This window comes from Thiosulfatimonas sediminis (genome assembly GCF_011398355.1).
Lineage (GTDB): Bacteria > Pseudomonadota > Gammaproteobacteria > Thiomicrospirales > Thiomicrospiraceae > Thiomicrorhabdus > Thiomicrorhabdus sediminis_A.
Window position 1 is genome coordinate 2,673,947 of sequence record NZ_AP021889.1, and the last position, 22,637, is coordinate 2,696,583.

General features: G+C 46.3%; 24 protein-coding genes. 5 read left to right on the top strand and 19 right to left on the bottom strand.

Annotated elements, in window-relative coordinates:
* Positions 1–12 precede the first annotated feature (12 nt).
* Both HRR27_RS12545 and HRR27_RS12550 read left to right on the top strand, forming a co-directional pair.
* Positions 13–2,142 (top strand): RelA/SpoT family protein, encoded by a 2,130-nt coding sequence (locus HRR27_RS12545; protein WP_173274155.1) that lies wholly within the window; start codon positions 13–15, stop codon positions 2,140–2,142.
* Between the two features lie 13 nt (positions 2,143–2,155).
* Positions 2,156–2,542, top strand: a complete 387-nt coding sequence (locus HRR27_RS12550) for a RidA family protein (protein WP_173274156.1) — start codon at positions 2,156–2,158, stop codon at positions 2,540–2,542.
* A gap of 74 nt (positions 2,543–2,616) precedes the next feature.
* Here HRR27_RS12550 and HRR27_RS12555 read toward each other — a convergent pair whose 3' ends face one another.
* On the bottom strand, positions 2,617–3,414 hold the full coding sequence (locus HRR27_RS12555) for an HAD family hydrolase (protein WP_173274157.1): 798 nt from the start codon (positions 3,412–3,414) through the stop codon (positions 2,617–2,619).
* A 134-nt stretch (positions 3,415–3,548) separates the two neighbouring features.
* On the opposite strand from HRR27_RS12555, the gene recG reads away from it, so the two are divergent.
* Both recG and HRR27_RS12565 read left to right on the top strand, forming a co-directional pair.
* The gene (gene recG, locus HRR27_RS12560) at positions 3,549–5,696 is read left to right on the top strand and encodes an ATP-dependent DNA helicase RecG (RefSeq protein WP_425086065.1); all 2,148 of its coding nucleotides are present in this window, start codon (positions 3,549–3,551) and stop codon (positions 5,694–5,696) included.
* Between the two features lie 13 nt (positions 5,697–5,709).
* The gene (locus tag HRR27_RS12565) at positions 5,710–6,321 is read left to right on the top strand and encodes a chorismate--pyruvate lyase family protein (RefSeq protein WP_173274159.1); all 612 of its coding nucleotides are present in this window, start codon (positions 5,710–5,712) and stop codon (positions 6,319–6,321) included.
* 3 nt (positions 6,322–6,324) lie between these two features.
* On the opposite strand, the gene HRR27_RS12570 is transcribed toward HRR27_RS12565, so the two are convergent.
* Positions 6,325–7,320 (bottom strand): hypothetical protein, encoded by a 996-nt coding sequence (locus HRR27_RS12570; RefSeq protein WP_173274160.1) that lies wholly within the window; start codon positions 7,318–7,320, stop codon positions 6,325–6,327.
* Between the two features lie 122 nt (positions 7,321–7,442).
* On the opposite strand from HRR27_RS12570, the gene HRR27_RS12575 reads away from it, so the two are divergent.
* On the top strand, positions 7,443–7,946 hold the full coding sequence (locus HRR27_RS12575) for a hypothetical protein (protein ID WP_173274161.1): 504 nt from the start codon (positions 7,443–7,445) through the stop codon (positions 7,944–7,946).
* Between the two features lie 58 nt (positions 7,947–8,004).
* Here the strand turns inward: HRR27_RS12575 and ubiA are convergent, their stop codons facing one another.
* The 17 genes from ubiA to mnmG all read right to left on the bottom strand — a co-directional run bounded on the left by ubiA (position 8,005) and on the right by mnmG (position 22,633).
* Positions 8,005–8,868, bottom strand: coding sequence for a 4-hydroxybenzoate octaprenyltransferase (ubiA, locus tag HRR27_RS12580; RefSeq protein WP_173274162.1), 864 nt, complete (start codon positions 8,866–8,868; stop codon positions 8,005–8,007).
* 11 nt (positions 8,869–8,879) lie between these two features.
* Complete coding sequence (locus HRR27_RS12585) at positions 8,880–9,128, bottom strand: hypothetical protein (protein ID WP_173274163.1); 249 nt, start codon at positions 9,126–9,128, stop codon at positions 8,880–8,882.
* Positions 9,129–9,178: 50 nt separating this feature from the next.
* Positions 9,179–10,543 (bottom strand): bifunctional UDP-N-acetylglucosamine diphosphorylase/glucosamine-1-phosphate N-acetyltransferase GlmU, encoded by a 1,365-nt coding sequence (gene glmU / locus HRR27_RS12590; RefSeq protein ID WP_173274164.1) that lies wholly within the window; start codon positions 10,541–10,543, stop codon positions 9,179–9,181.
* A 260-nt stretch (positions 10,544–10,803) separates the two neighbouring features.
* A complete protein-coding gene (locus HRR27_RS12595) occupies positions 10,804–11,238 on the bottom strand; it encodes a F0F1 ATP synthase subunit epsilon (RefSeq protein ID WP_173274165.1) in 435 nt (144 codons plus the stop codon).
* Positions 11,239–11,244: 6 nt separating this feature from the next.
* Positions 11,245–12,627: a F0F1 ATP synthase subunit beta gene (atpD, locus tag HRR27_RS12600; RefSeq protein ID WP_173274337.1), complete on the bottom strand. Its 1,383-nt coding sequence runs from the start codon at positions 12,625–12,627 to the stop codon at positions 11,245–11,247.
* A 28-nt stretch (positions 12,628–12,655) separates the two neighbouring features.
* The gene (gene atpG / locus HRR27_RS12605; RefSeq protein ID WP_173274166.1) at positions 12,656–13,519 is read right to left on the bottom strand and encodes a F0F1 ATP synthase subunit gamma; all 864 of its coding nucleotides are present in this window, start codon (positions 13,517–13,519) and stop codon (positions 12,656–12,658) included.
* Positions 13,520–13,536: 17 nt separating this feature from the next.
* Positions 13,537–15,078: a F0F1 ATP synthase subunit alpha gene (gene atpA, locus HRR27_RS12610; protein ID WP_173274167.1), complete on the bottom strand. Its 1,542-nt coding sequence runs from the start codon at positions 15,076–15,078 to the stop codon at positions 13,537–13,539.
* Between the two features lie 15 nt (positions 15,079–15,093).
* Positions 15,094–15,630 (bottom strand): F0F1 ATP synthase subunit delta, encoded by a 537-nt coding sequence (locus HRR27_RS12615; protein ID WP_173274168.1) that lies wholly within the window; start codon positions 15,628–15,630, stop codon positions 15,094–15,096.
* A gap of 12 nt (positions 15,631–15,642) precedes the next feature.
* Entirely contained in the window at positions 15,643–16,113 is a 471-nt protein-coding gene (locus tag HRR27_RS12620; protein WP_173274169.1) for a F0F1 ATP synthase subunit B, read from the bottom strand.
* Between the two features lie 64 nt (positions 16,114–16,177).
* Positions 16,178–16,468, bottom strand: a complete 291-nt coding sequence (gene atpE / locus HRR27_RS12625; protein WP_029408615.1) for a F0F1 ATP synthase subunit C — start codon at positions 16,466–16,468, stop codon at positions 16,178–16,180.
* Between the two features lie 153 nt (positions 16,469–16,621).
* Complete coding sequence (gene atpB, locus HRR27_RS12630) at positions 16,622–17,437, bottom strand: F0F1 ATP synthase subunit A (RefSeq protein ID WP_197905415.1); 816 nt, start codon at positions 17,435–17,437, stop codon at positions 16,622–16,624.
* A gap of 11 nt (positions 17,438–17,448) precedes the next feature.
* A complete protein-coding gene (locus tag HRR27_RS12635; protein ID WP_173274170.1) occupies positions 17,449–17,814 on the bottom strand; it encodes an ATP synthase subunit I in 366 nt (121 codons plus the stop codon).
* Positions 17,807–18,079, bottom strand: a complete 273-nt coding sequence (locus HRR27_RS12640) for an AtpZ/AtpI family protein (protein WP_173274171.1) — start codon at positions 18,077–18,079, stop codon at positions 17,807–17,809. Before HRR27_RS12640 ends, HRR27_RS12635 begins: the two co-directional genes overlap by 8 nt.
* Positions 18,080–18,345: 266 nt before the next feature.
* Complete coding sequence (locus HRR27_RS12645) at positions 18,346–19,221, bottom strand: ParB/RepB/Spo0J family partition protein (RefSeq protein WP_243830849.1); 876 nt, start codon at positions 19,219–19,221, stop codon at positions 18,346–18,348.
* Positions 19,222–19,241: 20 nt separating this feature from the next.
* Positions 19,242–20,009: a ParA family protein gene (locus HRR27_RS12650; protein ID WP_173274172.1), complete on the bottom strand. Its 768-nt coding sequence runs from the start codon at positions 20,007–20,009 to the stop codon at positions 19,242–19,244.
* Between the two features lie 73 nt (positions 20,010–20,082).
* The gene (gene rsmG / locus HRR27_RS12655; protein ID WP_173274173.1) at positions 20,083–20,733 is read right to left on the bottom strand and encodes a 16S rRNA (guanine(527)-N(7))-methyltransferase RsmG; all 651 of its coding nucleotides are present in this window, start codon (positions 20,731–20,733) and stop codon (positions 20,083–20,085) included.
* A gap of 4 nt (positions 20,734–20,737) precedes the next feature.
* Positions 20,738–22,633, bottom strand: coding sequence for a tRNA uridine-5-carboxymethylaminomethyl(34) synthesis enzyme MnmG (gene mnmG, locus HRR27_RS12660; protein WP_173274174.1), 1,896 nt, complete (start codon positions 22,631–22,633; stop codon positions 20,738–20,740).
* Positions 22,634–22,637: the final 4 nt, after the last annotated feature.

The following is a 22,637-nucleotide window of genomic DNA, read 5'->3' on the forward strand; positions in this document are numbered from 1 at the left end:
GCACCCGCTGCAATGCCAACCCCCACTTCAATTGATGGACTAATTGAAAAAACCTCCGCGTACCTCCATCCTGAACAGGTTGAACGCATACGACAAGCGTTTGAGTTCGGTGCTCTGGCACACCAAGGACAGACACGTAAAGCGGGTGGGGATTACATTTGGCACCCTGTTGCAGTAGCAGAGATTCTCGCCGAATACAAACTCGACCACGAAAGTATCATCGCAGCCATTCTGCATGATGTGGTCGAGGACACCCCCTTCAATAAAGAAGACATCATTGAGCGCTTCGGTGAAAGCGTTGCCGACATGGTCGAAGGGGTGACCAAATTGGCCAAGGTGCAATTTGCCAGCGCCAAAGAAGCCAAGGCCGAAAGTTTTCAAAAAATGATGCTGGCGATGTCACGTGATATCCGCGTCATACTGATCAAACTGGCTGACCGCTTGCATAATATGCGTACTATGGGGGCCATGCGTCGTGACAAACAAGCGCGTATCGCCGATGAAACTCTCGAGATCTATGCGCCCATTGCTGCCCGCTTAGGGATTAATGCAATCCGTATCGAACTCGAAGACCTCTGTTTTAAAGCCAAACACCCCTATCGCTACGAAGTACTTAAAAGCCGTTTACAGCAAGTTCGCGGCGGGCGCAATGAAGCGCTCAAACAAATTGCCGATACCTTTCAAAAACGGCTTGATCAAGACCAAATCCCAGCACAAGTTATCGGACGCGAAAAGCACCTTTACAGTCTGTATTGCAAAATGCAAGGCAAAAAGTTTTCTGAAATCCTCGACATCTTTGCTTTCCGGATTATTGTCGAGAATATCGACAGTTGTTATCGCACACTCGGCTCAGTGCATTCGCTTTACAAGCCGCTACCATTGCGCATCAAAGACTATATTGCGGTGCCGAAAAAAAACGGCTACCAGTCTTTGCATACCACTGTGATGGGACCATATAACAACGCGCATTTAGAAGTTCAGATTCGTACCGAGCAAATGCACGATGTCTCTGAACACGGGATTGCCGCGCACTGGCAGTACAAACAGCAAGGCGAAAACAGTGACCAAAAACTCTCGCAAGTCGATACTTTAGCGCAAGAGTGGGTGAAAAACCTGTTAGAAATCCAACAGAGCGCTGGCAACTCGCTCGACTTCCTAGAAAACGTTAAAATCGACCTTTTTCCAGAAGTTATTTACGTCTTTACTCCGAAGGGCGAAATTATCACCTTACCGCGAGGCTCTACTGCGCTGGACTTTGCGTACGCATTACACACTGATTTAGGGCACGCCACTAAAGGCTGTCGCATCGACAAAAAAGCCTCACCATTACGTACCGTATTAGAAAGCGGCCAAAGCATTCAAATTATTAAAGGCCGCCATCCGGCACCGCAACCAAGCTGGCTGCAATTTGTTAGCACCGCCAAAGCGCGCACGCAAATTCGCCACTATATGCGTCAGCTAAAAGCCTCTGATGCGATTAAACTTGGTGAGCGCTTGTTGGATAACGCACTAAAAGCCAATCAACTCACCCTCAACGAACTTTCGAATGAAGTTCAACAGTACGTGATTGACGAACTGCACCTCGCCACTTGGAACGGATTGCTTGAAGAGATTGGCAGCGGTAATCGTATGCCGCAGTTGGTCGCCAAACAGATTCAACAATTCTCCGGTTCTGGTGAAGAAACCAATGATGCCCACCAAGACAAAACCCTGCCGATTACTGGCACGGAAGGCATGGTGATTCATTATGCGCAATGTTGCCATCCGATTCCGGGCGATTTAATTCTTGGCTTTATCAGTCGCGAAAAAGGGTTAGTCATTCACCGCGAATGTTGTGCGAATGTTAAACAACTTAAATCACAGCCAGATAAATGCATCGAATTACACTGGGCGGAACAAGTTGAAGGCACTTATTTTGCCGAACTCCAGCTGGAAGTAGAAAATCGGCGCGGTAGCTTAGGCACGATTGCCAGCACGATTGCCAGCACCAATACAGATATCGACCGTGTCCATTCCGACGACAAAGACGACACCTACAGCCTAATGAACTTTGTGATTAAAGTGCGTAACCGTGTGCATTTAGCTCAGGTAATACGAGTCCTCAAAAGCCTACCGATTGTGCAAAAAATTCAACGAAATTAATGAAGGATATTCCATGCGTCAAGTAATCAGTACCGACAAAGCGCCACAGGCGATTGGCACCTATTCGCAAGCGATTCGCTACGACAATACCGTTTACCTTTCAGGACAAATTGCCCTGATTCCAGAAACCATGCAAATGGCCGAAGGCACCATTGACGTACGCATCCACCAAGTGTTCAAAAACCTATCTGCAGTCTGCGAAGCAGCTGGCGGCAGTTTGCAAGATATCGTAAAACTGAACATTTTCTTAACCGATATGAGTCATTTCGCTACCGTGAACGAAATTATGGCGCAATACTTCAAAGAACCTTATCCTGCACGTGCCGCTGTCGCGGTAAAAGAGCTGCCAAAAGCGACTGACGTTGAAATGGATGGGGTAATGGCTCTTTCAAGCTACTAAACCAAACCTGGCTAAGTGGATGAAAAAAACCGTCATCTTGACGGTTTTTTTATATGCCGAAACGACCTTCGTTTTTAGCCGTTAAGTAAAGCGGCCTGTAGATAATGGGCAACGCCTTCCTTAGCATTGCTGATTGCGCGCTTCGCCAAAGGCAGTCGCTGCTGTAGCAGCGGGTTGGCATTGGCCATCAACACGGAATGCCCAGCCCAAAGCAGCATCTCTAAATCATTAAAACCGTCGCCAAACGCCATCACTTCTTTAGCATCAATTCCCTTTTCGGCACAGAGCTGCGATAGTGCTGTCGCTTTCGACACCCCCTTATTCATCACTTCCAGATAAATTTCCGTGGTAAAGGTAATGTATAACTGACCCCCCACCCGCTGTTGCAGGCTTTGCGCTAATGGCTCCAGCTTTTCATGCGCCGCATTAAAATAAAACTTGTCGATATGCTGCGGATTCAACTCGGCAAAATCGGTAATCTGGTAACCAAACCCTGAAGCTTGATGAATTTCAAGCAATGCTTGGTTTTCTTCTTCCACCCACCAATTATCTCCTTGGTAGATATTACGATGCACTCCATAACTTTGCGATAAATCTAAAACTTCAGCAACCAAATGCGCCGGAATGTGATTTTCATATAATAAGTTACCGTGACAATCATGCACTCGCGCGCCATTTGAGGTAATCAAACTCAAAGGTACTTCAAGCTGCTGCGCTAACCGATGAACATCCTGAAAATGTCGGCCTGTGGCAATCATTAATTCATAACCCGCCGCGTGCACCGCATGTAAGGTTTGTTTGGTCAAGCTCCCCAGCTGATGCTCAGCATTCAGTAAAGTACCGTCCAAATCAATCACCACCAGTTTTGTCATCGTACTTCACTCATTCACAAATCAGGCGCAACTTTACCAAAAAGCCAATGACAAATCAGCTACATCTGAAGCGCAAGCCGCCACAGCACGCCACAATTTGCTACAATCCGAACAAGCTTCCATGATCGATGACTATGCTAGAAATCACCCCCCTAACTGAACTCAAAGGCGTCGGCGAAAAACAGCTTGAAAAGCTGCATAAGCTGGGCCTGCATACAGTACAAGATATGCTGCTGCACTTACCGCTGCGCTATCAAGATAAAACGGTGCTTAAACCAATTGAATCGCTACTGGTTGGGGTCGAGGCGCAGACCGAAGGCACCGTTATTGCCCAAGCGATGACTCGTGGTGGCCGTAATAGCCTACTGGTTACTTTGCAATCTCCTACTGGCGCCTGTTTAACGCTGCGCTTTTTTCACTATCACTATCGCCAAGCACAAAGCTTCACCCGTGGTAAAACCGTGCGCGTCTACGGCGAAGTGCGTTCAGGCCCGAATGGACTGGAAATGGTGCATCCGGCCTACTCCTTTATTAACCTGCAAAAACCGCAACCATTGGAAAGCACTCTAACGCCAGTTTATCCAACCACCGAGGGGCTTGGACAACCCAGCCTAATGAAGCTGATCCGGCAAACCTTGGCAAGGTTAGAAAACAACCCTCTGCCAGAACATCTTCCGCATGAAGTGTTGCAAGAACTGCAACTGCCTAGCCTGAATAGCGCCATTCAAATCCTGCATCAACCGCAGGCCAGTGACGATTTGCTGGCCATCAAAAACTTCCAGCATCCGGCGCAACATCGCTTGATTATCGAAGAACTGATTAGCCAGCAACTGGGCTTGCAACGCCTACGCCAACAAGAACAAAAACGCTGCTCGCCACCTTTTTTTCCAAGCCAAAAGACCAATGAGCTGATCGCCTCGCTACCCTTTCATCTAACAGGCGCACAACGGCATGTCCTGCAGGACATTCAGCAAGATTTGCAAAAACCACACCCTATGCAACGCTTAGTGCAAGGTGATGTCGGTTCAGGAAAAACCGTTGTCGCCGCGATTGCCGCCGTCCAAGTTGCTGAAGGCGGTTATCAGGTAGCGATCATGGCACCGACCGAAATCCTTGCCGAACAACATCTCCAAGCCTTCCAAGAATGGCTGGCGCCTTTAGATATCCAAGTCGCATGGATTAACGGGCGCATGAAAGCGGCAGAGAAACGCCATGCATTAGCACAAATCGACAGCGGTGCGGCGCAAGTGATAGTCGGCACCCACGCGCTCTTTCAGGATGCAGTTAACTTCAACCAACTCGGCCTAGTGATTATCGATGAACAGCACCGCTTCGGGGTGCATCAGCGATTGACGCTGCAGCAAAAAGGCCAAAAAATTATTCTTGAAGGCAGTGAAAATACAACTAATCAACCATCAAATGATTCTTATAATGCCAAACATTTGAGGCAGTCTGAGGTACATCCACACCAATTGATTATGACTGCTACGCCAATACCAAGAACCTTGGCGATGACCGCTTATGGCGATTTAGAGCTGTCGGTGATCGATGAATTGCCGCCGGGACGTAAACCGATTGAAACCGCCGTGATGAGCAATGCAAAACGCGAAGAACTGATGGCGCACCTGTATGCGAAATGCAAACAAGGCGTGCAAGCTTACTGGGTGTGCCCATTGATTGAAGAGTCGGAATTGCTACACGCCCAAGCGGCCGAAGTCACCGCAACGCAATTCACCGACCACTGGCCTGATTTACGGGTTGGCTTGGTACATGGCCGCTTAAAAGGCGAAGAAAAAGCACGTGTCATGAACGCCTTCAAAGCCCACGAATTGGATTTATTGGTTGCGACCACCGTTATCGAAGTGGGGGTCAATGTGCCCAACGCCAGCTTGATGATTATTGAAAACGCAGAGCGCCTTGGCTTAGCGCAACTGCATCAGCTGCGTGGTCGGGTTGGGCGCGGCGACAAACAAAGCCATTGCGTATTGCTTTATCAAGCCCCACTCTCCACCACCGGAAAAGCGCGCTTAAATATCATGCGCGAAACGAATGATGGCTTTGTGATTGCCGAAGAAGACCTTAAAATTCGCGGGCCTGGTGAAATTCTTGGTACTCGACAGACCGGCGGAGTCCAGTTACGCATTGCTGATCTCCAACGCGATGCGGCCTTTATCGAAAGCGCTCAAGAATACAGTCGCTTAATTTTACAGCACTACCCACACCATGCCGAAGCCTTAGAGCAGCGCTGGATTGGTTATAAAACTGAATACCAAAACGCATAATCAGGAACCGAAAATGTCGATTGAAAGGCTTGCCAAAATCAAAGCGCTATTACAACAAAAAACACCCAGCAAAACGCTACGCCCGCAATTTTGGAAACCGGTTGGACTGCTGAGTCGCATTACCCCTGTAGGCGCCCTACACGCGTGGTTAAAAACCCCGAAGTCACTCACCGCAAAATTAAAAAAACGCTGCCCCGAATTGCACGTCAAAATCCTCTCAGAAACGTTTGAAATACCATTGCTCAGTGAAACGCAACGCTTAGGGCTGGCTGCGGATGAAACAGTATGGGTACGCTGCGTGGTTCTGCAATGTGGCAGCGATAATTGGGTCTACGCGCGTACCGTTATTCCGGCGATCGGGCCAGATAATCCTTGGCAAGAACTGCAACAACTCGGCAATAAACCACTCGGCGAAGTCCTGTTTGAAATGCCCAATGTACAACGCTCCGAATTTGAATTTTCCAAAGACACGTTAGATTATTGGCCCTATCTGGCAGCGCATTTAAACAATGCACAGCAAAACAAACTTGCCAGCTTTGCCCGCCGCTCTATTTTTACCGAAAACGACGCGCAACTGCTGCTCACTGAAGTGTTTTTACCCGACTTAACAACGCCCAAAGCATGAGACTTAATGTTTATGGAAATGCATTTCCAACATCAAGCGAATACTAAACTGCGTTTTCTGGAAGTCGTCTTCGGCAAAACGGCTTAAACGCGGTTCGATTTCTGCAAATAACCAGTCCTGATAGAGTTTTTCGCGCCAGTTCATGCCTAAAGCCACCTGCTGCGGAACAAAGGCTTGACCATCGTAATCGACATAACCTTCGGCAAAATACGAGCGAACACGGTGCGGATTTATCTGAAAGAACACGATACCACGCTGGCGAATTTGGTAGAGCTGATCTTCTATCAGCCAAGTCCCTCGCGTTTCGCTGCGCAACAATTCATTGCTCGCGGTTTGGTAATCAAAATCTTGGCGCATCTCCCACACCAAATGTCGAATCCGCTCATACAACAGAGTTTGCGTGCTACGGCCAATTAAGCCGTTCTCAAATTTACTTTTATGTCGAAAACGCAATTGCACATAAGGATTCAGTTTTAGGCTCGAAATCCGCGCGCCCAAATCAAATTGAAACAAACTATTTTGCCGACTGTCTAACAAATACTGGGCTGCAATCGATGTTCCGCTGTCATTATTCAACCCTTCTTCACCAAGATTCGGCGTCGTATTCAATGTATTATCGGCATTGTCTAAATCGGTTTCATCAAACGAAGAAATCAGTAAGCGCATCCGCTTTTTCGTGCGCGGCATATCAATATAAGCACGAAAACGAGGGCTGCTCTGAATAACGCCGCGATCATAATAGGTTAAAGGAACATACAGCTTAAACACACTGCCGGAGCGCTCTATCTGTAAAGTATCGTCACCCAGAAATTGGTCGACATTATCACCAATGTCATCCAGATAATCCGTCACTTCATATTTCAAACCAATCAGGCTTTGCATCCATCCGACAAACTTAGCGCCTTTAAATTGCTCGAAAAAATAATCCAAATCCTCTTTTACCGCTTGTGGATCTTTAATATCAGCTTCGCGCGTACTCTGCGGTTGCAACGCTTGCAACTCATGGTTCGCCCATACAGAGCTATTCGCCGCAAAGCACAGCAAAAAAAATGCAAAACACTGTTTTAACAAGTCAGTTTGATACAATAGTGCCCCCGAAACAGACTTTGGACTGAGCAATAGTGAGCGACCAAATAAATCAAATTCAAGCCACTTACCAACCACTGGAAGACAGAATACTCTTAAAATTTAAAACCCTCAACGATCATGTCTATCTCGCTTGGGTAACGCGCCGCTTCTGTAAACTATTGCTACCCTCGCTTCACGGACTCCATCCAAGCACTGGCGACTATCTGTTTGATCATGACGAAACCGCGCAAAATGACCAGCGAAAAGAGCAACGGCAACAGCAAGGGGATTTTTTAAGCGATTACGAACCCCCTGAAAATCCGGAGTTTCCTCTGGGCGAAGACCCTGTCTTATTAGCTAAAATTCGCTTTCAGGATTTACACAAACCCAGTCTAGCGGCATTTATGCTGGAACCAAATCAAGGTAAAGGGCTCGTATTGCCATTTCACCCAGACTTAACCGGCCCGCTGCTGAAAATTCTCAACCAAGCTCTCGACAACGCCGACTGGAATCTGGGCCAAGATCTTTCAATACCCAAAAGCCAAATGTTGCAGTAATACACCGCGAATTTTTAAAATTGAGAACGCACAAGGTGTGACCCGAAACGCACAAAACTCAGACGTAGCGCAGGGCAAAATCACTGATAATACCGATTAGGACAATCACCCCAATCCAGTGGTTGTTAAGGAAGACTTGAAAAGCGTCTTTCGGACAGCGGGTGACGATTTTCTCGAGGTCACTGGCAAACCACCAGCCGACGACCAAAAGACTCAAATAATAGGGGGCTTGCAGTTCAAATGCCCAACCCATTGAGATGAGCAAAGAGAGCATAATCAGTTGGAAAAAGGCGATCCAACCGACGATTTTGTCACCAAAGAGAATCGCGGTGGATTTGATGCCCACTTTCAAGTCGTCCTGCATATCACCGACCGCATAGGCGGTATCGTAAATCAAAGACCAAATCATAGTGGCTGCAAAAACAAGCCATGCAGCAACCGATACTTCACCCGTGACCGCCGCAAAGCCCATCGGAATTGCCCAAGCAAAGGCCGCCCCTAAGAAGGCTTGTGGCCAATGCGTATGGCGTTTCATAAACGGATAGAGTGCAGCAAGAAAGACCGCACCGAACGACAGCAGAATCGTTAGGGTATTCAGCGTTAACACCAAGCCAAAAGCAATGATGCAAAGTACGACAAAGAAACTTAAGGCTTCTTTCTCGGAAATCGCGCCGGTTGCCAAAGGCCGGCAACAGGTACGTTGAACATGACCGTCGAAATGACGGTCGGCGTAATCGTTGATAACACAGCCGGCGGAACGCATTAAAAAAGCACCCAGTACAAACACCGTCAAAATCCATAAATCGGGCACGCCGTCAGCCGCTAACCAAAGCGCCCATAATGCCGGCCAAAGAACGAGGTAGGTGCCGATGGGACGGTTAAAACGGGTAAGGTCGATATAGGCTTGCAGTTTCTTTGACATAGCGATAGAACTTAAGCAGCAAGATAGGCGTCAATGTCACTACGAGCGCTAGGTGAAAGTTCGATATTGGCCATGGCTTTACCTTGACGATCTTCGTATTGCAAAAGCACCTTCGCGCCGTCTTTTTCCCATTTAATCACATAACCATAACCACACAGTTCAGTCTGTCCGACATCTTGATGGGTAAGCTGCCAGCCCTTTAGCTGCATAAAATCACGTAGACCATCACACTTTTCTGGATCAATCGATAAATATTGCATTAATGACATCCTTTTATCATTCAGTAAATTGAAGTGATTACTGTTTAAATCTATTTTTTAGTCGGCTTTTGCCAGCTTTTAATCGTTATCTGTTTGGCGCGCGACAGAGTGAGTTGTTCAGCTGGAGCGTCTTTAGTAATGGTTGAACCGGCACCAATAGTTGCACCATCGGCAATCTGAACCGGTGCGACTAACTGAGTGTCTGAACCGACAAAGACATTATCGCCAATCAGAGTTTGGTGTTTATTGACGCCATCGTAGTTACAGGTAATTGTTCCAGCACCGATATTGCAACCTGCACCCATTAAAGTATCGCCGACATAACTGAGGTGATTGACTTTAGAGCCCTGACCGATTTTGGCTTTTTTGGTTTCGACAAAATTACCGATACGCACGTTATCCGCTAATTCAGTCCCCGGGCGCAGGCGTGCATAAGGACCAATATGAACATGCTTACCAACCACACAATCTTCCAGATGGCTAAACGGGTGAATCACAGTTCCCGCACCCACAGTCACATTGTTTAGTACGCAATTCGCACCGATTTGGACGCCCTCAGCCAGACAGACCACCCCTTGAAAAACAACATTTACGTCAATTTGAATATCTTGTTTAACCTGCAAGACACCTCGAATATCTAAGCGAGAAGCATCAATTAGAGTCACACCCTGCTCCATGAGCTCATCCGCTAAAAGACGCTGATACTGGCGTTCCAATGATTGCAGTTGGCGCTTATCATTCACGCCTAACACTTCGATTTCCGCTTGTGGTTGAGTCGTTTGAACGGTAAAGCCATCGGCGACACACATGGCAATAATATCGGTCAGATAAAATTCCCCTTGTGCGTTGTTTGATTGCAATCGCGACAGCCAATTTTTCAGGTGGGCGCCTTTCGCAGCTAATATCCCAGTATTCACTTCCTGAATTTTCAATTGCTCGGCAGAGGCATCTTTTTGTTCAACAATCTCTTGCACAGCAAAATGCTGATCTCGGAGTATTCGACCATAGCCAGTCGGGTTGGCGAAATTGATGGTCAACAACGCTAAAGGGTGCGCATCACTGACTAAGCTGAGTAAATCATCCAGTGTCGATTTAGCCGTAAGCGGAACATCGCCGTATAAAATTAGTACGGTATCATGATCAGCGATTTGCGGCACTGCTTGCTGCACAGCATGCCCGGTACCAAGTTGTTCGTACTGACTGATAAAATCAATGTTTTGATCGGCCATCGCGGCCTCAACAAGATGAGACTGGTGCCCGACCACCGTTAAAACCTGTGCGGCGTTTAATTGATGTGCAGTATTGACCACGTGCTGCAGTAACGGCTGACCCGCTAACGGCTGTAATACTTTCGGTAACGCAGAACGCATACGAGTACCCTTACCCGCAGCCAAAATCACAACTTTTAATGCCATAGAAAATTCCACTCGTTAATTTTGCCTAAATTGATAAGCACTTATTTTAATGCGCATGAATTTAAACAAATAAATTTATCTAAATCATTGTTAGATTTTTTTGTGATGGATTGTGGTGCAAGGCCAAGGAAAAGTAAATAAGTGTAGTCGCCTACACGACACGTCCTTGAAGAAGAAATTGCCGGCAAGCCGCACAAATATAAATCAACAAAGAAAAAAAAAGCGGGCACAAGGCCCGCTTTTCATTACAGGGGTAACAATTATGCCATCCCAGTCTTTTGCAAGCGATCACGAAGTTTCGTAAGTGCTTGAATTTGGCCAACCGCTTCTGCGAGTTCAATCTGAGCACGTACAATGTCGGTTTCAGATTTCGCATTCGCCATGGCTTCTTCCGCTTCGCGTTTAGCTTCTGCAGCTTTGGCTGCATCAAGATCCGCCGCACGTACCGCTGTATCCGCAAGGATAGTCACAACACTTGGTTGGATTTCAATGATGCCGCTGTTGACGTAGAAGATGCCTTCTTCGTCGCCAGAAATAACACGAACCGCGCCCGGTTTTAGCGAGCTCAAAAACTGGGTGTGGTGAGGTAGGATACCTACTTCACCATCGGCAGCCTGTGCGAAAACTTGCTCTGCTTTACCAGAGAAGATCAGACCTTCCGCACTAACAACATCTACTTGCATTGAGACTGCCATAATTTATTACCCTTGATATTTTTTCGCTTTCTCTAGAACTTCGTCGATGTCCCCAGCGTACATAAACGCTTTTTCAGGAATATCGTCTAGCTCACCAGAAGCGATCATTTTGAATCCACGGATTGTTTCTTTCAGTGGAACATAACGACCATCTTCACCAGTGAAAACTTTCGCTACGAAATATGGTTGAGAGAAGAAACGTTGCATCTTACGAGCACGCGCAACTAAGTTACGGTCTTCTTCTGAAAGCTCATCCATACCTAGGATTGCGATGATGTCTTTAAGCTCTTTATAACGTTGTAGCGTTTGCTGAACGTTACGTGCTACGTCATAGTGCTCTTGACCAACAACTTGTGGGTCTAGCTGACGTGACGTTGAGTCTAATGGATCAATCGCAGGGTAGATACCTTGTTCCGCGATACCACGGTTAAGTACTACAGTTGCATCCAAGTGAGCAAACGTGGTTGCTGGCGCAGGGTCAGTCAAGTCATCCGCAGGTACGTATACCGCTTGGATTGATGTGATCGAACCCGTTTTAGTTGAAGTGATACGCTCCTGAACCTGACCCATCTCTTCAGCTAGGTTAGGCTGGTAACCTACCGCAGACGGTAGACGACCTAGAAGTGCAGATACTTCAGTACCAGCAAGTGTATAACGGTAGATGTTATCTACGAAGAACAGAATATCGCGACCTTCATCACGGAAATATTCAGCCATCGTTAGACCCGTCAACGCAACACGTAGACGGTTTCCTGGTGGCTCGTTCATCTGACCGTAAACCAATGCAACTTTATCAAGTACGCCTGACTCATCCATTTCATGGTAGAAGTCGTTACCTTCACGAGTACGCTCACCAACACCAGCAAATACTGAGTAACCAGAATGCTCGATCGCGATGTTACGGATCAATTCCATCATGTTAACGGTTTTACCAACACCAGCACCACCGAATAGACCAACTTTACCACCCTTAGCGAATGGAGCGATCAAATCGATAACTTTAACACCTGTTTCTAGAAGCTCTTGTGATGCCGCTAGCTCGTCAAATGCCGGAGCTGTACGGTGAATACACATTTTTGATTCTGCTTCTACTGGACCAGCCATATCAATCGCGTTACCAAGAACGTCGAAAATACGACCCAGTGTTGCTTTACCTACTGGTACAGAAATCGCTTCGCCAGTATTTTTAACAGCCATACCACGTTTAAGACCGTCAGATGAACCCATCGCGATACCGCGAACAGTGTTATCACCGATCTGCTGTTGAGTTTCGATCGTAAGACCAGTCTCATCAACAATCAACGCGTCATAGATATTTGGTAAATCAGCACCTTTAAACTCGACGTCGATAACTGCGCCGATTACTTGTACTATTTTTCCACTCATAATCTTTAACCTTTTATTGAAACTTTCAAACTTATACAGCCGCTGTACCAGCAACGATTTCTGAAATTTCAGCCGTGATCGCAGCTTGACGCGCCTTGTTATAAGACAGCTTCAATTCTTTGATCATTTCGCCAGCGTTGTCGGTTGCGCTTTTCATTGCAACCATACGAGCACCTTGCTCACAAGCTGCGTTTTCAACAACGGCACCGAAAACGGTTGCTTCAACATAACGACGCATTAGTAGATCCAGCGCGGTCTTCGCATCTGGCTCGTAGAGGTAATCCCAACGAGAAGCGTCTTGTTTCTCTTCAGCTTGCAATGGAACAAGTTGCGATACAGTTGGGTCTTGCGACATGGTGTTTACGAAATTGTTTGATGCGATGTGAACTTCGTCCAAATCACCAGCATCAAATTTATCTAAAACAACCTTAACTGTACCCACTAGGTCCTCAATGTGAGGCGTATCGCCTAAGTCTGAAACAGAAGCGACCACATTGCCACCGTAAGAACGGAAGAATGTTTTCGCTTTATTACCGACTAAAGCAAGTTCAACCTGAACACCGGCTTCTTGCCAAGCTTTCATTTTTGGCAAAATTTTACGGAATAAGTTTGAGTTTAAACCACCACAAAGACCTCGATCAGAAGAGATCACAACTAGACCAACGCGCTTAACAGTCTCACGAGTCTGAGTATAAGGATGCTTATACTCAGGGTGAGCTGCCGCTACGTGGCTGATTACTCTCTTCACTTTTTCGACGTATGGCTGAGTCGCTTCCATGCGAGCTTGCGCTTTACGCATTTTAGACGCCGCAACCATTTCCATGGCTTTGGTGATTTTTTTGGTATTCGTTACGGAGCCAATTTTGGCTCGTATTTCTTTACTACCGCCTGCCATGGCCTACTCCTTAACTCTTAGTAAACGCCGTTTGTTTTGAACTCTTCGATACCCGCTTTTAGTTCAGCAGCGATATCGTCGTTCCATTTGCCACCATCGTTGATGTTAGCAACAAGTTCAGCTTTTGCAGAGTTTAGGTGTGCATGCATACCAGCTTCAAACGCAAGTACTTTGTTGACTTCTACGTCATCTAAGAAACCTTCGTTTGCCGCGAATAGCGATGCTGCCATTTCAGCGATAGTTAGTGGTGCGAATTGCTTTTGCTTCATCAGCTCAGTAACACGTTTACCACGCTCTAATTGGGCTTTAGTCACTGCATCTAGGTCAGAAGCGAACTGAGCAAATGCTGCCAATTCACGGTACTGAGCTAGGTCAAGACGGATACCACCACCAAGTTTCTTGATCGCTTTAGTCTGAGCCGCACCACCAACACGTGATACAGATAGACCTGCGTTCACTGCAGGACGGATACCTTGAGAGAACATTGCTGTTTCAAGGAAGATCTGACCATCAGTAATCGAGATAACGTTGGTAGGAACGAATGCAGATACGTCACCTGCTTGCGTTTCAATAATTGGTAGAGCAGTCAAAGAACCGGTCTTACCTTTTACTTCACCGTTAGTGAAACGTTCTACGTAGTCCGCGTTTACACGAGCAGCACGCTCTAGTAGACGTGAGTGAAGGTAGAAGATATCCCCAGGGAATGCTTCACGACCTGGTGGACGACGAAGTAATAGAGAGATTTGACGGTAAGCTTGCGCTTGCTTGGTCAAATCATCATAAATAATAAGTGCATCTTCACCACGATCACGGTAATACTCACCCATCGCACAACCAGCGTAAGCCGCTAGGTATTGAAGTGCCGCTGGATCAGACGCGTTCGCTGCAACGATAACGGTGTTTGCCATAGCGCCAGTTTCTTCTAGCTTACGACGAACGTTGTTGACCGTAGATGCTTTTTGACCCATCGCAACATAAACACATTTTACACCTGTGTCTTTTTGCGAAATGATCGCATCGATAGCGATTGCCGTTTTACCTGTCTGACGGTCACCGATGATTAGCTCACGCTGGCCACGGCCAACTGGAATCATCGAATCGATAGACTTGATACCTGTCATCATTGGTTGGTCAACTGATTGACGGTCGATAACACCAGGAGCGATACGCTCGATTGGTGAAGTGACTTTCGTTTCGATTGAACCTTTACCGTCGATAGCGCGGCCTAAACCGTCTACAACACGACCCATCATTTCTGGGCCAACAGGGACTTCTAAAATACGTCCGGTACAAGTTACCTTGTCACCTTCCGAAATGTGTTTGAATTCACCAAGAACAACCACACCGATAGAGTCACGCTCAAGGTTAAGCGCCATACCGAAGGTTTTCTCGTCAAATTGAACCATCTCACCATACATTACGTCTGAAACGCCGTGAACTCGTGCGATACCATCGGCGATGCTAACGACTGTTCCTTCGCTGCCAGACTCAGCTGCACCGTCAAAACCGGCAATGCGGTCTTTGATCAAGCTGCTGATTTCAGAGGCATTCAATTGCATGTTTGTTCCTCTCCATTATTGGGCGATTGCTGCGCCAAGTTTGTTTAACTGTGCCAGTGCCGAGCCATCTAATGCCCAATCACCAACTTTAATTTTAATGCCGCCAATCAGTGAAGCATCCACTTCGTAATTGATTTCTACATCGGCATCAAACTTAGCATTTAAAGCAGCACTTAATTTATTCTTCTGCTCTTCCGTTACGTCGAAAGCTGAAACAACGATCGCGCGAACACGTTTCTCGTCTGCGGCTTTTAAGGCTTCAAATTGCTCAGCAACTTCAGCCAAAGCGACAAGACGTTTGTTGTCGGCCATAACGGTTAACAATTGCTTGCCTTGATTAGTCAGACCATCACCCATAACGGCTGCATATACAGAGATTACCTCTGCAACAGAGCGTGATGGATCTTCTAACATCGCTTGCATTGCTGAATCACTGGTGATTAGCGCAAGGTTTGCTAGTTGCTCTGACCAAGCTGCAAGGCTTTGCTCTTCTTTACCAAGGGCAAAAACCGCTTCAGCGTAAGGTCTTGCGATTTTCATTAATTCTGCCATAGAGTCTTACCCTTAGATTTGTTTTACTAGGGCTTCTAGCATGTCGTTATGCGCAGCAGCATTAACTTCTTTATTCAGAATTTTCTCTGCACCAGAAACAGCAATTGATGCAACTTCTTTGCGTAGTTGCTCTCTTGCACGACTTACTTCTTGCTCTATTTCTGCTTGGGCGGAAGCTTTAATACGGTCAGCTTCTTCGGTAGCTTTTACTTTCGCATCTTCTACGATTTCAGAACCACGCTTTTCAGCTTGACTTAGTACATTCTGAGCTTGAGCTTTCGCTTCTTTAAGCACTTCTTTGGCTTTTTGTTCAGCTAGCTCTAACTCATGCTTACCTTTCTCAGCAGCAGAAAGACCGTCGGCGATTTTTTTGCGACGTTCTTCCATTAACTTCGAAAGTGGGCCCCACAGCACTTTGTTCACAAACCAGATTAATAGCACAAAAGCGATAATCTGGATGAGAAGCGTTGCGTTAATACTCACAGTGGTTACCTCGCCATTCGTTAATAATTAAAAAATTAATTAGTTGCAGTGTCTACGCGGTGGATTAAGCACCCAACGCAGCAGTCAACGCACCAACGAATGGGTTAGCGAATAGGAACCACATTGCGAAAGCTAGGATAATGAATGGGAAAGATTCCATAAGACCAGCGAAGATAAACATGTTTGTCATCAGTGCAGGACGCATTTCAGGTTGACGAGCAATCCCTTCAAGAGTCTTAGAACAGATTAGACCCCAACCGATTGCTGAACCCAAACCAGCAGCAGCCAAGATAACACCTACACCAATTGCAGTTGCAGCGTAGATATCAGCGATCATAGTAGCAGTTACTTCCATCGATTTTCTCCAAAGTTTAAAGTTAGAAAAGTTAATAGTTAAAAAAAGCTTTTTACTTAGGTATTCATTTGAAAACTCAAGTAGGTGCGCTTAAACCCTTTTTGGTAACCCTCCTAAGAGAGCTACCTGACTTCTTTATTGCCTAGCTAGGGATTAGTGACCTTCGTCGTGTGCCATACCTAGATAAACAATTGTGAGCACCATAAAGATGAATGCTTGTAGCGTGATAACCAACAAGTGGAAAATCAACCAGCCAAAATCAAGCAACACTTGTAGTGGCGCCCAGAATAGGGCAGCGGCACCCACTGCTAGAGTTCCACCAATCAATGCGATCAGTAGGAATACCAATTCCCCTGCGAACATGTTACCGAACAAACGCAGAGCAAGAGATAGTGGTTTAGATACTTCTTCAATCAACGTCATTACAACGTTTACTGGGATGAAGAATTTACCAAATGGGTGGAATAGGAACATTTTAATGAATCCTACAACCCCTTTAATCTTGATGTTGTAATACAGAATCAAGGCAAATACAGTGAACGCCATCGCTAGAGTCGTATTCAAGTCAGTGGTTGGAACCACTTTCAAGTAAGCGTGCGAATCACCTGTGATCAACTGGAACAACCAAGGTAATAGATCAACCGGAATCAAATCCATAAAGTTCATCAACCAAACCCATACGAAAATGGTCAAAGCCAATGGCGCGATCAATGGGTTATGCCCAGGGAAAGCGTCACGAACATTCGTGGCAACGAAATCAAGAATCGATTCTACAAAGTTCTGGAAACCACCAGGGGTTCCAGTATCAAGCTGTTTACCTAGACGAGCCGCCACAAAGACGATCAGCGCACCAAGTAAAAAGCTGACAATAATTGTGTCCATGTTGAAAGTCCAAAAACCTTCTCCGATGGTATTGTTGGTCAAATGGTGTTGGATATACTCGACCGTACCCATTTTTTCAGCACTCAAGGGTCTACTCCTTAGTCAGTCAAACGTCTTTTCCCTTTCAAATTAAAGAGTTGTCCGATTTGCATTAACACAAACGTGATAATGACCGGAAACGCTTCGCTCTGATCGAGAATAGACAGCCCTAAAACAAAAAACACAGCTAACAGAATAAATCTGATCACCGCACTCATATATAAAATCAGCATGCCTGCTTTTGGGTCTTCTGCTGCGCGTTTATTGGCTTTGGTGAAGGTAAACTGCAACATAATGATGTTCAATAAACCAATCACAAAACCAGAGGCTGCGCCCAAAACATGGCCTTGGGTTGCAAAGATTGCAACCATTAAAACTCCGATAACGCCTTGAACTTTGTAAGCGGCATCAAGATTCTTAAACATCTTTTCCGCTCTTTGGATCATAGTGATCTAACCGCTGGGTTATGCGTATTACTTTCTGGATGCCGCCAATAAAGCCTAATAAACCACATGCCAACATCAATATTGGACGTGTGTCGAATAGCGAATCCAGAAAATAGCCAACTAAAAACCCGGCCACCAACATTGAGGTAAAGATTGAGCCTGCACTTAGCATTAAATAGTTCGCTGCTGCCCCCGGAGCCTTGTGTTTATGCTCATCATTTTGCGGGGTTGGCGAGTCGCTCACTTTCTTTACCTTTGTAATCAATTGATTCGGGTCATTTAAACTGACCTAAACGGTGCCACATGATAATGTTTTATGCGTTCAAAAGCTAGCCGCAGAAGGCTGATTTTTAAGCTTTTTTGACTCAAAAATATGGCCTGAAAGCTCTGATTTTGTCATTTTAAAATTAACACAACAATGTGTAGTGATTATTAATCACATGACTACCACATCTAGCGGTTGAAGATTTCAAGTGCCGCAAATGACCATCTATAAAAAATTTTTATAAATCACGCCTGCTTCTTCGAAATCAGCTGATACAAACGCTGAAGTTCGGCTTCATCTTGATAGCTAATTTCGATTTTGCCGCGCCCGTTTTGCTGATGTTTGATTTGTACCTTTGCAGAAAGGCTTTTGACTAGATCTTGTTGATGACTATCCACAAAATCCGGCAGCACGACTTTTTGTGCCGCAGATTTAAGTGCATTAGGCACTAAAACATTTTGCGCCGCTTCTTCCATCTGACGTACAGACCAATCATACTTAATCGCCTTAGCAACTAAATCCGCTTGAATCGGTGCTGGCATACTGATCACCGTACGCGCATGACCCATACTGATTTTGCCTTCATGCAATGCACTTTGAATGGAGTCCGGCAACTTTAGTAAACGCAATAAATTAGATACAGCGGAACGCGAACGCCCAACCGCCTCGGCCACTTCTTGCTGAGTGAGTTCAAATTCTTCTAATAAACGGCGCAAACCAATCGCGGTTTCAATCGGATTGAGGTTTTCACGTTGAATATTCTCAATCAAGGCCATCGCGAGAGTGGCCTGTCCATCCGCCTGACGAATGACCACCGGTACATGAGTTAAGCCGGCTAATTTCGATGCACGCCAACGGCGTTCACCCGCAATAATCTCGTAAAGTTCGTCATCCAGTGGACGCACAACAATCGGCTGTACCACCCCTTGCACTTTAATTGACTCTGCCAACTCTGTTAAAGCCTGCTCATCAAATTGTTGGCGCGGTTGATATTGACCGGGCTGGAGTTGTTCTACCAGTAACTTTTCAATCCGCAAGTCACTGACATTTTGTTCCGATTTCTGTTTTGCGCCAAGCATTGCGGTAAGACCGCGTCCGCCCATTCCAGAACGTTTTTTCATCACAGAACTCCTTTTTAGAATCAAATTTGCGTTTTACGCATTAATTCATTTGCCAGCGCAAAATAAGCCAAAGCGCCAGGACAACTTTTATCGTAGTCAAAAATAGATTCACCGTAGCTAGGGGCTTCGGCAAGGCGGACATTGCGCGGAATAATCGACTGCAGCACTTTCATTCCAAAATGCGTGACCAATTGATTGGAAACATCATTGGCAAGATTATTACGGCGGTCATGCATGGTGCGCAATAACCCATCAATATGCAGATTTGGATTCAATTCGCGTTGCACAGTTTCAATGGTATCCATCAAAGCAGACAACCCCTCCAGCGCAAAATATTCGCACTGCACCGGCACAACGATCCCGTCTGCGGCAGCCAATGCATTAAGGGTCAACATATTTAAACTGGGCGCACAGTCGATGATAATCACATCATACTGCGCCTTAACCGACTTTAATGCTTCGCCTAATCTGCCTGCGCCCAATTCTTCTTCTAAAAGCTTAATTTCGGCGGCAGTCAAATCACCATTGGCAGCTAAAATATCCAATTCGGCTTGTTCAGCGCGTAGCACTATGTCTTCAACTGAGGCGCCTTCGGCCAATAAATCATAAACCGTCATTTCGGCATTATCTTTATCAATCCCCAGCGCGACCGAGGCATTCCCTTGCGGATCTAAGTCAATCAGCAAAACTTTTTTCTGCAATTTTGCTAAGGCCGCCGCAAGGTTTACGCTGGTCGTGGTTTTCCCGACTCCGCCTTTCTGGTTTGCAATGGCTACGATTCTACCCACACAAGGTCCTTTAACTCTTTCACTCTAGTTTTTGGGATGCTTAATGACAACACAGGTTGCACAAGCTGTCTTTTTAATTGCTCGATACTTTTAATGCTTTAATTAAGCGGCGCTGCGCATCCAATCCTGGTACCTGCAATTCGATAATCTCTGCAACGTGCGCATAGCTGGGTAAATTGGCCAATTCTTCGGTTTCTTTTTGCGCTTTCATCGCCCACCAGACGCCGTTCTGCGGAAGCAACTCTTTCGTCCAGCTAAACATATCTTCTAAAGAAGCAAAGGCGCGTGAAACCACTGCGCCGTATAGCGGATCTGGCTGATATTCTTCCACCCGCTTATGCCAAACTTGGCTATTTTTCAGTCCTAATTCGGCCTTGGCTTGAATCAGAAAACGGGTTTTTTTGATGTTGCTATCGAGCATATCAATTCGTCGATCTGGAAAACAAATCGCCAAAGGAATGCCAGGTAAACCACCACCAGAACCAACATCAATGACCGAAGGGCTATCAATATGCGGTACGACCGCTAAACTGTCGATCAGATGCTTGATTAACATTTCTTGCGGGTCACGAATCGCGGTGAGATTATAGACCTTATTCCACTTCTGTAGCAGCGATAAATAAGTCATTAAAGCGTCGACTTGAGAACCGGAAAGCTCCAGCGCAAGGTTTTCAAGCGCGGCTTCTAGCTGAGGTTGTAAATGAGAAAGCGGATTTTGAGTCATTTATTTAAATACTTTTCTGCGAACGGTGTTTTTTAATTTCAATTAGCAGAATCGACACTGCCGCTGGCGTAATCCCTTGAATGCGTCCTGCCATGCCTAAATTGGCTGGTCGGTGATCACGCAGCTTCTGTTTCACTTCATTAGATAACCCAGAAATGCGATCAAAGTTTAAATCTTCTGGAATATCTACCGATTCTGCACGTTTAAGCTTGTCGATTTGCTCCATCTGTCGCGCGATATAGCCAGAATACTTGGCATCAATCTCAACCAATTCAATGACTTGAGGATTGTCTACCCCTTGGCCAAAAGCATCCAGTTCGGCCAACGCCTGATAACTTACGTTCGGACGTTTTAACAAATCGTACATGGTCTGTTCTTTACTCAGTGGCAAGTTCATTAAGGCTTCGGCACGCTTGGCGTCCTTATGGGTTGGGTAAATCCACGTCTCTTTAAGCCGCGTTAGCTCTTGCGCTTTACCTTCCATTTTGGCTTCAAACGCCGCCCAGCGTACATCATCAATCAAGCCCATTTCACGCGCTTGTGGCGTAAGTCGCTGGTCAGCATTATCTTCACGCAACATCAAACGATACTCAGCACGCGAGGTGAACATTCGGTAAGGCTCGTTTGTTCCCATGGTAATCAAATCGTCCACCAACACACCAAGGTAAGCTTGATCGCGCGTTGGATACCATTGGGCATTTTCTTGCGCGCGACGTGCCGCATTAATACCGGCCAACATTCCTTGTGCAGCGGCTTCTTCATAGCCGGTCGTGCCGTTAATTTGTCCGGCAAAAAACAGACCGTTAATCGCGCGCGTTTCCAGCGTCGGTTTCAGTCCACGTGGATCAAAAAAATCGTATTCAATGGCATAACCTGGACGCATAATTTGCGCGTTCTCCAAGCCTTGCATCGAGCGTACAATCTGAATTTGGGTTTCAAACGGCAAACTAGTTGAGATGCCGTTTGGATACAATTCGGTGGTATTTAGACCTTCCGGCTCGATAAACACTTGATGCTTATCCTTATCTGCAAAACGCATCACTTTGTCTTCAATTGATGGACAATAGCGTGGCCCGACCGAATCAATTTCGCCATGTTCGGAATACATCGGCGATTGATCGAGCGAGTTCATGATCACTTCATGCGTCTGCTCATTCGTATAGGTAATCCAACACGGCATCTGTTGAGGATGCATAGCACGGTTGCCCATATAGGAAAACACGGGTGCAGGATCATCACCCGGTTGGATTTGCATCTTTGAGAAGTCCACGGTTTTCGCGTCTATGCGTGGCGGAGTGCCAGTTTTTAATCGCCCAACAGGTAGATTCAGTTCGCGTAATTTTGCGGCAAGACGATTAGCAGGCTCATCACCCGCACGACCACCTTCGTAGTTCTGTAAACCAATATGAATACGACCTGCAAGAAACGTTCCTGCTGTCAGAACCACGTTTTGCGCGTAAAAGCGCAAACCCATTTTAGTCACCACACCGGTGACTTGCTCACCCTCAAGCAACATATCTTCCACCGGTTGCTGGAATAGCGTTAGGTTTGGCTGATTCTGTAACATTTTCAAGATGGCGGCTTTGTACAGTAAACGATCGGCTTGCGCACGCGTAGCACGTACCGCTGGGCCTTTCGATGCGTTCAACGTGCGGAATTGAATCCCGCCCATATCGGTCGCCAGCGCCATCGCGCCGCCCATTGCATCGACTTCCTTAACCAAATGTCCTTTGCCAATTCCGCCGATTGCCGGATTACACGACATCTGCCCAAGGGTATCAATATTATGCGTCAACAATAAGGTTCTCTGCCCCATGCGCGCTGCAGCAAGCGCCGCCTCGGTACCGGCGTGTCCGCCACCTACCACAATCACATCATAGCTTGAAAAGGCTTTATCCATTTGA

What these genes read in the sequence shown, in the direction of transcription:
- HRR27_RS12545 (WP_173274155.1), top strand. Translation starts at nt 13, where the DNA reads ATGCCAACCCCCACTTCAATTGATGGACTAATTGAAAAAACCTCCGCG.
- HRR27_RS12550 (WP_173274156.1), top strand. Translation starts at nt 2,156, where the DNA reads ATGCGTCAAGTAATCAGTACCGACAAAGCGCCACAGGCGATTGGCACC.
- HRR27_RS12555 (WP_173274157.1), bottom strand. Translation starts at nt 3,414, where the DNA reads ATGACAAAACTGGTGGTGATTGATTTGGACGGTACTTTACTGAATGCT.
- recG (WP_425086065.1), top strand. Translation starts at nt 3,549, where the DNA reads ATGCTAGAAATCACCCCCCTAACTGAACTCAAAGGCGTCGGCGAAAAA.
- HRR27_RS12565 (WP_173274159.1), top strand. Translation starts at nt 5,710, where the DNA reads ATGTCGATTGAAAGGCTTGCCAAAATCAAAGCGCTATTACAACAAAAA.
- ubiA (WP_173274162.1), bottom strand. Translation starts at nt 8,868, where the DNA reads ATGTCAAAGAAACTGCAAGCCTATATCGACCTTACCCGTTTTAACCGT.
- HRR27_RS12585 (WP_173274163.1), bottom strand. Translation starts at nt 9,128, where the DNA reads ATGCAATATTTATCGATTGATCCAGAAAAGTGTGATGGTCTACGTGAT.
- glmU (WP_173274164.1), bottom strand. Translation starts at nt 10,543, where the DNA reads ATGGCATTAAAAGTTGTGATTTTGGCTGCGGGTAAGGGTACTCGTATG.
- HRR27_RS12595 (WP_173274165.1), bottom strand. Translation starts at nt 11,238, where the DNA reads ATGGCAGTCTCAATGCAAGTAGATGTTGTTAGTGCGGAAGGTCTGATC.
- atpG (WP_173274166.1), bottom strand. Translation starts at nt 13,519, where the DNA reads ATGGCAGGCGGTAGTAAAGAAATACGAGCCAAAATTGGCTCCGTAACG.
- atpA (WP_173274167.1), bottom strand. Translation starts at nt 15,078, where the DNA reads ATGCAATTGAATGCCTCTGAAATCAGCAGCTTGATCAAAGACCGCATT.
- HRR27_RS12615 (WP_173274168.1), bottom strand. Translation starts at nt 15,630, where the DNA reads ATGGCAGAATTAATGAAAATCGCAAGACCTTACGCTGAAGCGGTTTTT.
- atpE (WP_029408615.1), bottom strand. Translation starts at nt 16,468, where the DNA reads ATGGAAGTAACTGCTACTATGATCGCTGATATCTACGCTGCAACTGCA.
- HRR27_RS12635 (WP_173274170.1), bottom strand. Translation starts at nt 17,814, where the DNA reads ATGTTTAAGAATCTTGATGCCGCTTACAAAGTTCAAGGCGTTATCGGA.
- HRR27_RS12645 (WP_243830849.1), bottom strand. Translation starts at nt 19,221, where the DNA reads ATGAAAAAACGTTCTGGAATGGGCGGACGCGGTCTTACCGCAATGCTT.
- rsmG (WP_173274173.1), bottom strand. Translation starts at nt 20,733, where the DNA reads ATGACTCAAAATCCGCTTTCTCATTTACAACCTCAGCTAGAAGCCGCG.
- mnmG (WP_173274174.1), bottom strand. Translation starts at nt 22,633, where the DNA reads ATGGATAAAGCCTTTTCAAGCTATGATGTGATTGTGGTAGGTGGCGGA.